The following is a 14,667-nucleotide window of genomic DNA, read 5'->3' on the forward strand; positions in this document are numbered from 1 at the left end:
TTCAACCTTTCGTCGCGCCGGCGGTAATGCCGGCGATAAACTGCCGCTGCATCAGCACGAAGATCAGGATGACGGGCAGCGTGGTCATCATGAGTGCCGCGAAATAGAGGTTCCAGAGGGAATCGTACTGCTGGAAAAAGGCCACGAGCCCGAGCGGGATGGTCTGGACCGCTGGCTGCCTGAGAAGCAGGAAAGCGAGAAAGAAATCGTTCCAGATCTCGATGAAGGCAAAGATCGTCACCAGCGCCATGCCGGGGCGCGCGAGCGGCAGCATGACCTTTACGAGAATGTCGAGCCGGCTGGCACCATCGACGCGCGCGGCGTCCTCGAGTTCCGTGGGGAGCGTGAGAAAGAAGCTGCGCAGTATGAAGACAGAAAGAGGCAGCGATGTCACGGCGTAGATGATCGAGATGCCGAAGAGGCTGTTGACCATCTTGAGCTGCGCCGCGACGACGAAAAGCGGGATCGCCATCACCTGGGGCGGCACCAGCATGGCGCCGACGATGATGGCGAGAACGATGGCCCGTCCGCGGAACCGAAGCCGGGCGAGCGCATAGGCACAGGGCGTTGCAACGACAATGAGGACGACCAGCGCCAGGGCGGTGACGGTCAGGCTGTTGAGGATACGGTCGCCCATGCCGGCGATCCGCCAGGCTTCCGAATAGTTCGACAGTTCGAGGCTGCGCGGCGGGCCCCAGATGTTGTTCATCATCCCGCCCTTGGTCTTGAGCGAGCCGAAAAGCACCCAGAGCAGCGGATAGATCGTCTGCAGCGCGAGCAGGCTCAGCGCCGCATAGACGCCGGCAGCCTCGAGAAACTTGCCGAGATCGCGCGGCGCGCGTTCTTCGTCGAACGTCGTGGCGGTCATACTTCCAGCCTCCAGCGCCGCATCAGCATCAACAGGCCGACGCTGAGGACGACGACGATCAGGAAGAGCACGTAGCCCATCGCCGCGGCATAGCCGATCGCCCCGTCCGAGAAGGCGCGGTTCATCATGTCGGTGAGCACGACCTCGGTCGCATGGTTCGGGCCGCCCTTGGTCAGCACATAGACGATGTCGAAGTTGCGGACGAAGGCGCCGGAGAAGGCGAGGATCGTGTTGATGAAAATGACCGGCATCATCAAGGGAACGGTGATGTAGCGGAAACGGTGCCAGGCCGAGGCGCCGTCGATCCGGGCGCTGTCATAGACCTCGGTCGGCAGCGCCTGCAGCCCGGCGAGATAGATAACAGAGTGAAAGCCGAGCCATTTCCACACATCGACCGCGATGACCGAGTAGAGGGCGACATTCGCATCTCCGAGCCAGGAGAGCTTGAGGCCCGACATGCCGGTAAAATCCAGGACGGCGTTGAGCAGGCCGAATATCGGATTGTAGATCCAGGACCAGAGCAGGCCAACGGCCACGAAGGACATGGTCACCGGCAGAAAGATCGAAGCCCTGAAAAAGGCGCGGCCGACGCCGGCGCGTTGAAGCAGGAGCCCGACGGCAAGGCCCAGCACGTTCTTCAGGATCACCACCCAGAAGACGAAGATGACGTTGTTCTCGAGTGCGCCGAGGAAGATCCGGTCCGACCACAGGCGGGTGAAATTGCGCAGACCGATGAAGGCCGGCTGGGAGAAGCCGTCCCAGTTGGTCATGCTCAGCCAAACGCCGTAGAAGAACGGCCACAGGAAGAACGTGCCGAGCAGAAGCGTCGCCGGCAGGATCATCACCGCCGCGGCGAACCCGTCGCTTTCGATGAGACGGGAGAGGCGCGACGGCTGCCACGCCTCCTCGTTGGCCTGTTCCGGTCCGCTCCGGGCCATGTCCTGACTCAGCCTGCCTTGGCGGGGTTGAGGGAGAGACCGAGTTCTTCCGTCACATAGGCGATGCTCTCGATCGTGCTTTGCTCGGCGGTCTTCTGCGAGACGTCGAGCTCGATGATGGCGAGCCCGTCATATTCGGCCTCGATCAGCACGTCCGCGAGGCCCTTCAGATCGACGACGCCGGCGCCGAGCTCGCAGAACGCGGCATAGCGGTCGAAGCCCTTGAGGGTCGGGTCGACGGCCGAATCCTTGAAGTGCATGTAGCGGATGGCCTCGATATAGGTTTTGGTCGCGTCCACCGGGTCGGAGTTTGTCTGCACCAGATGGGCCGGATCGATGCACAGGCCCGCGCAGTTGGTATCGAGTTCGTCCATCATCCGGTCGAGCTGTTCGCGGGTCTCGACAAAGGTGTCGAGATGCGGGTGATAGACGGTCTCGACGCCGAATTCCTTTGTGATGCGGCCGATTTCCTCCAGAGAGCGGCAGAAGGTCTTGTAGTCGTCGGCGGTGTGTTTGCCGGCGATGGCTTCCGAGGGGCCGCCGCCCATGACCAGAACCGGCGCGCCAAAACCGGCGAGGATGCGGGCGATGGCCTCGAACGCATCACGCTCCCACGGCCACATCTTCGGATCGGTGAAGGTGCCGTTGCAGTAGAGCGAGGAGAGGCGGATGCCCTGTTCCCGCTGCCCTTGCGAGAGTGTCGCCATGCGGCGCAGGAAGGTCGTGTCGGTGATGACCTCGGCCGGCTCCTGCGGGCCGAGGTCCATGTATTTGCGGGCGAAGACGTCCGACAGGGAGTTCCAGGCCAGGATCTCGAACCATTCGAAACCCTGCCCCTTGAGGAATTCCAGCGCGGGCTTGATGGGCAGCCCGGCCAGATCCCAGCTGTTGAGATGGTAGCCGATCGAAAAGAGCTGTTCTTTCTTCATTGTCGCAGTCGTCTTTTTGTTTGAGTTGAACGGTGTTTTCCGGTCGGCCAAGTGCCGCTTATTTCGGCGGCCACTGCCCCTGGTCGACGAGGTCGTCATAGGCCTGCTGCACGGTGTCGGCGGCCTCCTGCGGGGTCACCTCTCCGCCCACCACGCCGGCGATGCTGGAAGCAACCGCGCGGGTGACTTCCGACGGCCAGATCCAGTCGAGGAACTTGATGGTGGCGGGGAAGTTCTTCTCGCGCAGAACCTCGGCATAGTCGGCCTGCACGCCAGCGACGCCCTTGATGGAGGTGCCGAGCGGCTCCTCGGGGGCGAGGTAGAGCGTGGCGACTTCCGGACGGGTCAGGTATTCGATGAAGCCCAGTGCGGCATCCATCTTCTCCGGAGCGATGGAGGAGGAGATGCAGATACCGTTGTCGGGACCGCCGCCATGGCCCGGGTCACCCGGTGTGCCGGCCATCTTCGGGAAGGGGAACACGCCCCATTCGAAATCGCTGACCTGATCGCGCAGCGCGGGGATTTCCCAAGTGCCGCCGTAATACATCGCGGCCTTGCCGTTGACGAAAGCGGCGCGCATGCCGGCCTGGTCGACCGAAAGCGATTCCGGCGAAAGAATGCCGTCATCGACCCATTTCTTGATCAGCGCGAAGGCTTCCACGCCGGCCTCGTCGTTGAACTTGCCCTCGCCGGCGAGATTTGCGGAGGTTGCCTCGATGGGATCGCCGGAGGCCTGCGAGAAGGTCTCGAAATACCACATCGGCCAGAGCGGTGCATTGGCGCCCTGGTGGATCATCGGAATGACGCCCATTTCCGCGAACTTGGGAGCGGCGGCGACGACATCCTCATAGGTTTCGGGAACATCGATGCCGAGTTCGGCGAACATGTCCTTGTTGTAGTAGATGGTCGAGGTCGACATGGTCGAGATCGGCACGCCGTAGAGTTCGCCGTTCTGTTCGTAGGCGTTGAACGCGGAGGGTTCGACGCGGTCGGCGAAGGCGTCCGTCATGCCCGTGATCGGCTTGAGGAGGCCGCGGCGGATATAGGTGCCGTTGGTATGGTAGGCCGAGCAGCTGATCAGGTCGATTTCCTGCTGCGCGAGCATGGCGGTCACGAGCCGCTGGACGCCGTCGCCCTGCGGGCCCTGGGCATCCCATTCCACGGCCTCGACGTCCGGATAGGCTTCGAGGAAGCCGTCGATGACCTCTTTTTCGATGCGAGCCTGGTCGTCGGGTTTCTGGCGGGGGGCGAGCTTGTCGAGCGACGAGCCGCCGAAGACTTTCAGGGTCACGCCCTCGGCGTGAGCGAGCGGCGATGTTGCGGTCATCAGTGCCGCGGCAACCACGGCTGCAAGGCCGAACGCGCGAGGCGACCGGCGGGACTTATTCGGATCGGGGGACGATGATGTGAATGGCATCTGCGGGTTCCACCTCTTTGGGTTTATTAGTTTGTGTACGAAGTAATTCACGCAGGATATGCGGAATATGTCAATGGTGCGAATTCCATAAAAATGGCAAATTTTTCAATGCCTTAAATTGAGGCAAGTGACGCCTTTTGACCCGCGGCCGTGGAGCCGTAGGCGCAAAAATCGTGCGGATTTTTGCCGTATCCGCCGCGGTCAGGCGATACGGGCTACTGTCTCCTGGTCCGCCGTCAGTTCCATTCTCCGGCCGTTGTCGGGGGCGAAGAAATGAAGCTGTTCCGGGCTGACGGAAAGACCGATCCGTTCGCCATGGCGGGCATCCATCCGGTCGCGGACGAACACGGTGATCTGCTCTCCCTTCGCTTTCGCGAGGATGAGGGTTTCCGATCCGGTCGGCTCGGATACCGAGACCGCCGCATCGATGGTGTCGCCTGCAACGAGATGCTCGGGCCGGAAGCCGCAAATGACCGGGCGGCCGTCGAATGCCGCCGGCACGGCGCCGATTGGCAGCGAAAGCCCCTTGTCGGACGTGAAGGTGCCGTTTTCTCCCGCCGTGAGCTTTCCCGGCAGGAGGTTCATGGCGGGCGAACCGACAAAACCGGCGACGAAGGTGGTTTCGGGACGATCATAGACATCCAGCGGTGCGCCGATCTGCTCGACGCGTCCGGCGTTCATCACCACGATGCGGTCGGCCATGGTCAGCGCCTCGATCTGGTCATGGGTGACGTAGACGATCGTGGTGCCAAGCTTGCGGTGAAGCTCCTTGATTTCGCCGCGCATCTGTACCCGCAACTTGGCATCCAGATTGGAGAGTGGTTCGTCGAACAGGAAAACCTTCGGTTCGCGGACCACTGCGCGGCCCATGGCCACACGCTGACGCTGACCGCCGGACAATTCGGAGGGCTTGCGTCCCAGCAGCGGCTCGAGGTCGAGCATGCGCGCGGCCTCGCTGACGCGCGTGTTGATCTCGTCCTCCGCCATGCCCTTGAGCTTGAGCGAGAACGCCATGTTCCTGGCGACGGTCATGTGGGGGTAGAGCGCATAGCTTTGAAACACCATGGCGATGTCGCGGCGCTTGGGCGGAAGGAAATTGACGACATTGCCGTCGATCAGGATCTTGCCGCTGGACGGATGATCAAGGCCCGCGAGCAGTCTCAGAAGCGTCGATTTTCCGCAGCCGGAAGGGCCGACCAGGGCCACGAACTCACCGTCGGGAATATCGACGTTCACATCGTGCAGGATTTCCGTACCGCTGAAGGATTTGCGTATGCCTCTGAGTTCAACCTCGGCCAAATAACGTCTCCCTTGCGGAGTTGTTTGCCTCGGAGCTCGATTGTCTGGTCAATCACGATCGTGACCGAGGGCGCAATATAGTTCGTACACGAATGATATTCGACGGTGAAAGAAAGCCTGTCAATCCCTCTCGCGCAAAGAGGGCCGGCGAAACCAGACGATGATTTCGAACGCCGCTTTGCGCGATGATCTCCATCTTTGGCCATGTGGCCTTCTCAATCACCGGTGTCGCTGGGCTGCCGATTGACCCGGAATGGGGACCTTTGACCGACGTCCGGAAGTGACCACGTTTGGCTCGCCGGTGAGCGTCAGTCAGGCACGGACCGTGCGGCGCTCGATCCGGTTGTAGAAGCCACGCATCAACAAGGGCGTGAGATACATCGGGATCTGGTAGCAGCCGATGAAGAGCAGCACCGGGTCGGTCACATGCGCGGGCAGGGCGACCAGGAACAGCGCGATGTTGCGGTTGCCGGCGATGATCGCGAAGGGAACCGCCCGGTCGCGCAGCGATGTCCTCGTCAGAACGAGCGCGGCGAGCGCCTGCAGGCCGAAATTGGCGGCGAAGGCGATGGCGAGCCAGCCGAGAAAGGCGAGAGGCGTCCCGGTAACCGCCGGTCCGACGGCCGACATCAGTCCGACCACGACGACCGCCATGGCGATTGCCGACAGCCCGTCGAGCGCCTCGACGACGCGCGGAGCCGGATCGCGAAGCAGCACGCCGCGAACCAGGAAGGCCGCCGCGGTGGCGATCGCGATTGCCGCGAAGAGCCGGCTTGCCGCGCCGATCACCTCGGCGGCCGTGCCGAGTTCGGGCAGCAGCCAGAAGACCGGCAGTACTGTGAATGGCAGGATGGCCGTGCCGATGATCAGAAGGCGCAGCGCGGGTGCCGGGTCGTGGCCGGTCAGGATCGTCAGATTGGGGCTGCCGGAAATCGAGGAGGCGGCAAGCATCAGGACCAGCGCGGTGGCGAGAGGGGCGCCGGTCCATCCCGCCATGGTGAGGACCGCGATGGCGGTCAGCGGCAGGGCGAGCTGATAAACCGCCGCGATACCGACCACGACCGGAAGATTGCGGATCGCGCCCAATGCCTGACGCGGACCGATCCGCAGCGCGGCGATGAACAGCAGCGCGGCGACCATTTCCTGCAGCCAGGGCTTGAAGGCGATCGCCACGCCGGGCAGGGCGATGCCGGCGACGAGCCCGGCGACCAGAAGCATGCGGCCGTGGCGTGCGGCAAGCGTCAGAAGGGTGATGACGGGGTTCACGCCAGCCCCCGGGCGATCAGGATGATTGCAGCGGTGCCGCTGATCGCCAGAAGCGCGGGGCGGTAGCGCCGGTCGAACCGGCCTCCGATCCGCCGCGCGACGGCCAGCCCGGCCAGCATTGCGGGAGCCATGACGATGGCGAGCATAAAATTGCGCAAGTCCGCCCAACCGGAAAGATACAGACCCGCCAGCGAGATCCCGCAGCCCAGCGCGAAGAAGGCGGCCAGCGTCGGCCGGGCTTCGGCGGCGGGACGGTCCTGATAAACGATGGCGAGCGGCGGCGCGCCGACCGAGGTGATTGTGCCCATGATGCCCGAAACCGTCGCCATGGCGACGAGGCTCGGCGATTTGAAAGGCAGCCGCCAGCCGGCGACCGAGAGGAGGACGGCCAGCCCGATCATCACGCCGAAGACGAGGGTGAAGGTGTCGCGGTCGGCGAGGTTCGCGAGGATCACGGTGGCGAGCGCGACGCCGACGATGCGCGCGATCGAGGCGATGGTGACCTCACGCCAGTGGATCGACGCGCGCTCGGACCATGCGCCCCATGTCGCCGTGGAGAGGCCGAGAAACAGCACAGAGGCGGGGACGAGTTCGGGGTCGATCAGCGCGAGGAGCGGCGCGGCCGTGAGCCCGAACCCCATGCCGAGCTTGACCTGCACGATCGCGGCCGTGAAGACGATCGCGAGGATCGCCGCCGCCAGCCAGGGCGAGGCCCAGAAGTGGAAGAAGGCGTTTTCCAAGGGTTGCTAGCCGCCCCCGGGCCTCTGGCGCATGTTCTCCGGCAACCAGGTCGCGAGATCAGGAAAGGCGATCAGCACGAACACCATCAGCACCATGATGAGGAACATCGGGATCGCGGCGCGCGCGATGAAGTTCATCTCGTGATGCGTCATGCCCTGAAGGACGAAGAGGTTGAAGCCGATCGGCGGGGTGATCTGCGCCATCTCGACGACAACGACGATGAAGATGCCGAACCAGATGATGTCGATGCCCGCCTGCCGGATCATCGGTTCGACCACCGCCATGGTGAGCACGACCGAGGAAATCCCGTCGAGGAAGCATCCGAGGATGATGTAGAAGACGAGGAGCGCCATCAGCAGTTCGAAGCGGGTCAGGTCGAGCGAGTCGATCAGCGTTGCGAGGCCGCGCGGCAGGCCGGTGAAACCCATGGACAGCGACAGGAAGGCGGCGCCGGCCAGGATCAGGGCGATCATCGCGGATGTGCGCACGGCGCCCATGAGGCTTTCCGAGAAGGTCGAAAGCGTGAGCGATCGCTGACCGGCAGCCAGGACGAGCGAACCGATGACGCCGAAGGCCGCTGCCTCCGTCGCGGTCGCGTAGCCCAGATACATCGAACCGATCACCAGGAGGATCAGGCAGATAACCGGGATCAGGAAACGGGAATTCTTCACCTTCTCCCAAAACGTCATCGTCGGTTCCGGCGTCGGATTGTAGTCCTTCGATAGGCGTGAGTAGATCGCGACATAGCCCATGAACATCGCGGCCAGCACCAGTCCCGGAAGGATGCCCGCGATGAAGAGCTTGGTGATCGACTCGTTGATCGTCACGCCATAGACGATAAGCGTCAGCGATGGCGGGATCATCAGGCCGAGCGTCGCCGCACCGGCGAGCGTCCCGATGACCATCGTTTCGGGATATTTGCGCTTGCGCAGTTCCGGGATCGACATCTTGCCGACCGTCGTCAGCGTCGCGGCGGACGAGCCGGAAACGGCGGCGAAGACAGTGCAGCCGACGATATTGGTGTGGATCAGGCCGCCGGGCAGCCGCGCCATCCATGGCGACAGCCCCTTGAACATGTCCTCCGATAATCGCGTTCGATAGAGGATCTCGCCCATCCATATGAAAAGGGGCAGGGCGGTGAGCGTCCAGGAGGAGGAGGACGTCCAGATCTTGGTGATCATGGCGTCGCCGGCGGGCCGTGTTGTGAACAGTTCCATGCCGACATAGGCGACGCCGAGCAGCGCCAGTCCAACCCAGACACCTGAGCCGAGTAGCAGGAACAGGACGAAAAGGAAGATCGCGATCGGGGCCAGTTGTTCCAAGGCGCGTCTCCTATTCGGCGTGGCTTTGTTCGATGAGATCGGCCTTGATCCCGTGCGAACCGGTGAAAATAATGCGGATCAGGTGATCCCAGAAGCAAATGGCGAGCAGGATCGTCCCGATCGACATGGACAGTTGCGGTATCCAGACCGGCGTCGCGTCGAGGCCCTGGCTGATGTCCTTGAGTTTCCAGGACCAGTAGGTTCCGCGCACCGCGTACCAGGCGAAATAGGTCGTGGCGGCGGTGCCGATGAGGAAGCACCAGAGTTCGCCCCAGCGGCGCTTGCTGCCAAGCGCGTTGAGAAAGATCGACACGCGGATATGTGCGCCATGATTGAGCGCGTATGCGAACGCGAAAAAGGAGGCGGCGGCCATGCAGTAGCCGGCATAGTCGGTCGCGCCGGGAAACACCTGTCCGGTCCAGCGCGCCAGCATCTGCAGGACGATGATCACGAGGATGGCGATCAGGAACAGCGCCGCGACGACGCCGCCGGCGGTGTAGATCGTGTCGAGTACGCGCCTGAGCGCGCGGCCAGCGGCAAGCATGGGCCCCTCCGTCAGGAAAAACGGGCCGGATCGTGTGATCCGGCCCGGTTCGTTACATGGACTTGTACTCGTCGACGATGGCCTTGCCATCTTCGCCGGCGCTTTCCAGCCACTCATTGGTCATGGTCTCGCCGATGGCCTGCAGTTCCTCGACCAGCGTATCGCCGGCGCGCTGAACCGTCATGCCGCCTTCCTTGAGGCCATCCAGCGTGAACTGGGTGTAGTCCTTGGAGCGCTGCAAACCATCGGCCTTCGCCGCGGCGGCGCAGTCGTTCATGACGGCCTTGGTGGCATCGTCCAGACCGTTCCATGCGTCGTTGTTGACGAAGACGATGTTGCGCGGCAGCCACGCATCGACTTCGTAGAAGTGGCTGAGATGCTCCCAGACCTTGCGGTCGTAACCCGTCGCGCCCGACGAGATGAAGCTCTCGGCAACGCCGGTGGCCAGCGCCTGAGACAGTTCGGCGGCTTCGACCTGCACCGGCAGCATGCCGGTCAGTTCAGCCATGCGAGCCGTGGCGGTCGAATAGGAGCGGAACTTCACGCCCTTGAGATCCTCGATCGAGTTGATCTCCTTGTTCATGTAGAGGCCCTGCGGCGGCCACGGCACGGAATAGAGATAGTGCAGATTGTCCGCATCGAGCGCGGCGGCAACTTTCGGCCCGGCGATCGACCAGAGCTTTTCATGCTCATCGAAGGAGGAGACGAGGAACGGAATGGAATCGACGCCGTAGAGCGGGTTTTCGTTCTGATGCGCGGAGATCAGGCGTTCGCCGATATTGGCCTGGCCGGTCTGCACCGCACGCTTGATCTCGTTGCCCGAGAACAGCGAACCGGAAGGATGCGTGACGATCTCCAGTGCGCCATCGGTGCCGTCGGTCACGCATTTGGCGAATTCGGCGCCGACTTCCGAATGGAAGTTGGTGGCGGCATAGGCCATGGGCATGTCCCACTTTTCCGCCAGCGCGGCGCTTGTGCCGAGCGTGGCGATGGCCGTGGCGGCCATCAATGTCTTGACTGTCTTCATGATAGTTCTCCCTGTTGAACCACTTCTGATCTCCTGACGCCCTATTGAAACCGCGTTGGCGAATAGGGCGCAAGGTCCATGTTCGGGCTGAGGCCCGAGACAAGCTGTGCAAGCAAGCGACCGGTTTTCGGCCCGCCGGTCAAGCCGACATGATCGTGACCGAAGCCGAGGAAGGCGCCTTCGACGCCCGGTACCGCGCCGATGACGGGGATGGAATCGGCGACGGACGGGCGATGGCCCATCCATTCGCGCGTTTCCTTCCACGCGATTCCGGGGATCGCGGCCTCGATGTTTTTCTTCAAAAGCGCATATGGCGCGCGCGACGGCGGCGCATCGAGCCCGCCGAATTCGACGATGCCGGCCAGGCGCAGGCGGCCTTCCATCGGCGTCGCGACGAACTTGCCGGAAGCGACCATGACGGGCGAACGCGGCATGATGTTCGGCTCCCAGAGCTCGAGGTGGTAGCCGCGCTCGCTTTCCAGCGGCACGTCGATACCGAGTTTTTTCGCCAGCGGGCCGGACCAGACCCCGGTCGCCAGCACGGCAGCGTCGCAGGCGACCGTCTCGCCGCCGACGCGCACGCCGATCACGCTGCCGTTCTCGCGGACGATGTCGGACGCTTCTCCGATCAGGATGCGCGCGCCATTCGCCTCCGCATGGGCGGCAAGGTCCTTCACGTAGCGGCCAGGATCGGCGATGCGGCCATGGTCTTTCAGGCGTACCGCGCAGTCGAGCGCCGGTCCGTAGGCCGGATCGTATGCGCGGAAGGCTTCGCCTTCGAGGAGGTCCCATTCAAAGCCGTTCGCCTTGCGCACCGACCAGCCGAAAGCGTCGCTCTCGTAGTGGGCGCGGTCATTGTAGAGGAACAGGTAATCCGACGGCACGATCCATTTTTCCGCGCCGGTCCCCGCGGAGAGCGCCTGGTGATCGGCAAGGCTGTCACCGATGATCTGGTGAAGCGCCGCGGCGCGGCGATGGACGGCGTCGACATTGGCGTTGCCGAGATAGCGGATCAGCCAAGGCACGAGTTTGGGCAGGTAACTCCATTTCAGGAATAGCGGCTGGTTCGGATCGAACAGCATGCGCGGGGCTTTTGCCAACAGGCCGGGGACGGTGACGGGGACGATCGAACAGGAGGCGAGAACGCCGCCATTGCCGTGACTTGTGCCCTCGCCGGGGCCGGCCTTGTCGATGAGGATGACGTCATGGCCGTCGCGCTGCAGCCAGATCGCGGTCGAGACGCCGACAATGCCCGCGCCGATTACGGCGACCGTTTTTCCTGCTTTACTCGTTTTCTCAGGCATTCGGTTCGTCATCTCCGACCTGCACCCTATCGGGGCATCGTGGCACACATCTACATTTTGTCAACAATTTATCAGCGTTTTGTGATTCTGGTCCAAGGCCGCCTGAATCGCAAACCGTTCGATCCGTCCCATGTCGGGCGACATTCCAAGGCCTGGCGTGTCCGGCACGCGCACGCCGCCGCCCTCGCAGGGAAACGGTTTCTCGAGCAGGTCTTCGGCCAGGAAGTAGCGGGCCTGGTAGAATTCGCAGCCAAGCGTGATCTCCGGTGTCGTGGCGATCATGTGGACGCCGGCCAGATGGGCGAGCCCGGTTTCGAACATGTCGCCGCCATAGGCCGACAGCCCTGCCGCGAACGCCATGCCGGCCGTTTGCCTTGCCCGTTCGAGCCCGCCGGATTTCATGATCTTGATGGAAACGCCGTCGCAAATGCCCTCGTCGATGGCGCGCTGCATGTCTTCCGGACCGAACACGCTCTCGTCGGCGAGCAGGGGCACGTCGATCAGGCCGCGAAGTTCCGCCATGGTGCGATAATCGCCGGCGCGTACAGGCTGCTCGATGAAATCGGGCCGGAACCGCGCGGCGATGTCCGGCACCTGGACCAGCGCTGCTTCACGCGTGAGGCCCTGGTTGTAATCGACGCGGACAGCCATGCCCGGATGATGCTTGCGGATGTGTTCGAGCCGCATGACATCGAATGCGTGATCGCGAAAACCGGCCTTCAGCTTGACGATGGAGACGCCGTCGCCCTCCAGCCTTTCGAGGAGAGCACGGTCCGCCTCGAAATCCGGACTGGCGATGGAGCAGGACAGCGGAATTTCGTCGCGGCATTTTTCGCCGAGGAACGACCAGAGGGGATTGCCGGTGACCTGTCCCGCGAGATCGAGCAGTGCCGTATCGAGCGCGGCCTTGGCCTCGGTACAGTGGACCACCGTCCTGCTCGCCTCCTCCATGATCGCGCCGTGTTCCTTCAGCGACCGCCCGACGACCAGCGGCCGGAAATAGCGATCGAGCGCTGCGAAGCTCGCTTCCGGCGTGCCTGTAAAGACGGTCCATGGCGAGGCTTCGCCGAAGCCTTGGAGGCCGCTCTCGCCGGTCAGGCGCAGGATGACGACCTCGATCGTGCCGCCGACGGAACCAATGCCGTGGTCGCGGCGGCCGACAACCGGCAGCGCGCAGTGCCAGACGTCGAAAGCGATGATTCGTTCGTCCGGCAGCGTGCTCGTCATCTCACGCCACCCATTCCGAAACCGGGGCCTGGGCCTCGTGCAGCGGCTGCGAGATCACGTCGACAAGCGTTGGTCCATCATGGGCCAATGCCTCTTTCAAAACGGGTTCCAGATCGTCCGGGTCCTCGACGCGCCACGATTTCACACCGAAGGCGCTGGCGACCGCGGCATGGTCGGTCCGGTTGAAATCGACATTGTAGAAACGCTGGCCGAAGCCCGAATTCTGTCCGGCCTTGATCCAGCCAAAGGTGGAATTGGAAAACACGATCGAGGTGATCGGCATGTTGTAGCGTGTGATCGTCTCGTACTCGCCGCAGCAAAAGCCGAAGGATCCATCACCCATCGCCGCGATGGTCTTCACGCCGGGGCGTCCGATATGGGCGCCCATCGAGGCGGCGAGTGCGTAGCCCAGCGCGCCATGCGCGCGGTTGGTGATGAAATTCCGCCCCGCCCCGCGCCAGCGGTAATGCGCGGAAAAATAGGGGCAGGGCGTTCCGGGGTCCGCCACGACGACGGCATCGTCGTCGAGCAGGCGGGACAGGGTGGCGATGACCCGCTCGGGCCGGATCGGCGTTTCGCCGCTTGTCGCAAGCGGCGCGAAACCGGCAAGCTTGGCGTCCCATGCCGCCTTGGCGCGTGCCGCGCCGTCCTGACCCGGCAGGACGTTGCGGGTCTGCAATTCCGCCACGAGGGCGGCGAGCGCGAGGCGAGCGTCAGCGCAGATCGCGACGGCGGTCTTGTAGTTCGCGCCGATCACCATGGGATCGCTGTCGATATGGATGATCGTCTTGTCGGTGGTGGGCGACCGCCAGCGCTCCGTGGTCACCGAGCCGGCGCGGCAACCGATGAAGACAATCACATCCGCTTCGTCGACCAGCGCACGCGTCGCCGGGTTGCCGCCATTGGAACCCACGACGCCGACCGCATTGGGGTCGGTTTCCGCGATGGCGCCCTGGCCGGAAACGGTTGTCGCGACCGGCAGGTCGATCAGTTGCGCCAGCGCGCGCAATTCGTCGAAAGCGCTGGCGATCACCGGCCCGCCGCCGCAAATGGCGACCGCCCGTTTCGCGCCGGCGAGACATGTTGCGGCCTCGGCGATGGCGTGGGGATCGGGGGCGGCGGGCTCCGCAGGAAAGTGGTGATGCCGTTCGTCCGCCCATATCTCGGACGGATCCACCAGGCCCTTTTGCGTGTCGAAGGGCAGCGCGAGATGCGTGGCGCCCGGCCGTCCGGTCGTCATGGCGCGGAACGCCGCGCGGACCATGGCGGGAAGCCGCGACGCATCGTCGAGCGAGGCGTTCCACTTGGTGAGCGGCCGAAACAGAGCGGTCTGGTCGAGTTCGGTCAGCGGATAGCGGCCGCGTGACGTCGTCGCCACGTCCGTTGTGATCGCGAGGATCGGAACGGAGCTTTCGTTTGCTTCCACGACGCCCGGCAGAATGTAGGTCGCGCCGCCGCCGGACGGCCCTTCGCAAACGCCTGGCTTGCCGGTAACGCGGGCATAGCCGTCCGCCATATAGGCGGCGTGGCGCTCGTCGCGGGTCAGGAAATGGGTGATGCCGTGGTCAAGCCTAGCAAGCGCGTCATAGAAGGGCAGAGTCGTGTCGCCACACAGGCCGAACATGTGGGTGACGCCATGCGCCGCCAGCATCCGGACCATTGCCTCCGCGCCCGTCATCCGGTTCGTTGCTTCGCCCACGCCTTGCTCCCTCATTTGCGCACAGAGCTGTATACAGGCTTGTATCTTGTAAAGGACATCGGGCTGTGTCAACTCAGTTCGCGACA

General features: G+C 63.6%; 13 protein-coding genes. All 13 read right to left on the reverse strand.

Going from position 1 to position 14,667, the window contains the following annotated elements; genetic code table 11:
* Window position 1: 1 nt before the first annotated feature.
* The gene (locus ACQK2M_RS04375) at window positions 2–868 is read right to left on the reverse strand and encodes a carbohydrate ABC transporter permease (protein WP_425416788.1); all 867 of its coding nucleotides are present in this window, start codon (window positions 866–868) and stop codon (window positions 2–4) included.
* Window positions 865–1,806 (reverse strand): carbohydrate ABC transporter permease, encoded by a 942-nt coding sequence (locus tag ACQK2M_RS04380; RefSeq protein WP_425416789.1) that lies wholly within the window; start codon window positions 1,804–1,806, stop codon window positions 865–867. Before ACQK2M_RS04380 ends, ACQK2M_RS04375 begins: the two co-directional genes overlap by 4 nt.
* Before the next feature lie 8 nt (window positions 1,807–1,814).
* Window positions 1,815–2,735 (reverse strand): sugar phosphate isomerase/epimerase family protein, encoded by a 921-nt coding sequence (locus ACQK2M_RS04385; protein WP_425416790.1) that lies wholly within the window; start codon window positions 2,733–2,735, stop codon window positions 1,815–1,817.
* Between the two features lie 58 nt (window positions 2,736–2,793).
* Window positions 2,794–4,062, reverse strand: coding sequence for an ABC transporter substrate-binding protein (locus ACQK2M_RS04390; protein WP_223477366.1), 1,269 nt, complete (start codon window positions 4,060–4,062; stop codon window positions 2,794–2,796).
* Window positions 4,063–4,353: 291 nt separating this feature from the next.
* Window positions 4,354–5,451 (reverse strand): ABC transporter ATP-binding protein, encoded by a 1,098-nt coding sequence (locus ACQK2M_RS04395; protein ID WP_425416791.1) that lies wholly within the window; start codon window positions 5,449–5,451, stop codon window positions 4,354–4,356.
* A 312-nt stretch (window positions 5,452–5,763) separates the two neighbouring features.
* Window positions 5,764–6,717, reverse strand: a complete 954-nt coding sequence (locus ACQK2M_RS04400; protein WP_425416792.1) for a hypothetical protein — start codon at window positions 6,715–6,717, stop codon at window positions 5,764–5,766.
* Window positions 6,714–7,457 carry a TSUP family transporter gene (locus tag ACQK2M_RS04405; protein WP_425416793.1) on the reverse strand — a complete coding sequence of 248 codons (744 nt, stop codon included), beginning with the start codon at window positions 7,455–7,457 and terminating at the stop codon, window positions 6,714–6,716. Before ACQK2M_RS04405 ends, ACQK2M_RS04400 begins: the two co-directional genes overlap by 4 nt.
* 6 nt (window positions 7,458–7,463) lie before the next feature.
* Entirely contained in the window at window positions 7,464–8,780 is a 1,317-nt protein-coding gene (locus tag ACQK2M_RS04410) for a TRAP transporter large permease (RefSeq protein ID WP_425416794.1), read from the reverse strand.
* Window positions 8,781–8,790: 10 nt separating this feature from the next.
* Entirely contained in the window at window positions 8,791–9,324 is a 534-nt protein-coding gene (locus ACQK2M_RS04415; RefSeq protein ID WP_425416795.1) for a TRAP transporter small permease, read from the reverse strand.
* A gap of 52 nt (window positions 9,325–9,376) precedes the next feature.
* Window positions 9,377–10,351: a TRAP transporter substrate-binding protein gene (locus ACQK2M_RS04420; protein ID WP_425416796.1), complete on the reverse strand. Its 975-nt coding sequence runs from the start codon at window positions 10,349–10,351 to the stop codon at window positions 9,377–9,379.
* A gap of 41 nt (window positions 10,352–10,392) precedes the next feature.
* Window positions 10,393–11,655: an NAD(P)/FAD-dependent oxidoreductase gene (locus ACQK2M_RS04425; RefSeq protein WP_425416797.1), complete on the reverse strand. Its 1,263-nt coding sequence runs from the start codon at window positions 11,653–11,655 to the stop codon at window positions 10,393–10,395.
* A 60-nt stretch (window positions 11,656–11,715) separates the two neighbouring features.
* Complete coding sequence (locus ACQK2M_RS04430) at window positions 11,716–12,882, reverse strand: enolase C-terminal domain-like protein (RefSeq protein WP_425416798.1); 1,167 nt, start codon at window positions 12,880–12,882, stop codon at window positions 11,716–11,718.
* A gap of 1 nt (window position 12,883) precedes the next feature.
* Window positions 12,884–14,581, reverse strand: coding sequence for a thiamine pyrophosphate-binding protein (locus tag ACQK2M_RS04435; protein ID WP_425416799.1), 1,698 nt, complete (start codon window positions 14,579–14,581; stop codon window positions 12,884–12,886).
* Window positions 14,582–14,667 lie beyond the last annotated feature (86 nt).

The organism is Oricola indica (assembly GCF_965227485.1).
Taxonomy (GTDB): domain Bacteria; phylum Pseudomonadota; class Alphaproteobacteria; order Rhizobiales; family Rhizobiaceae; genus Oricola; species Oricola indica.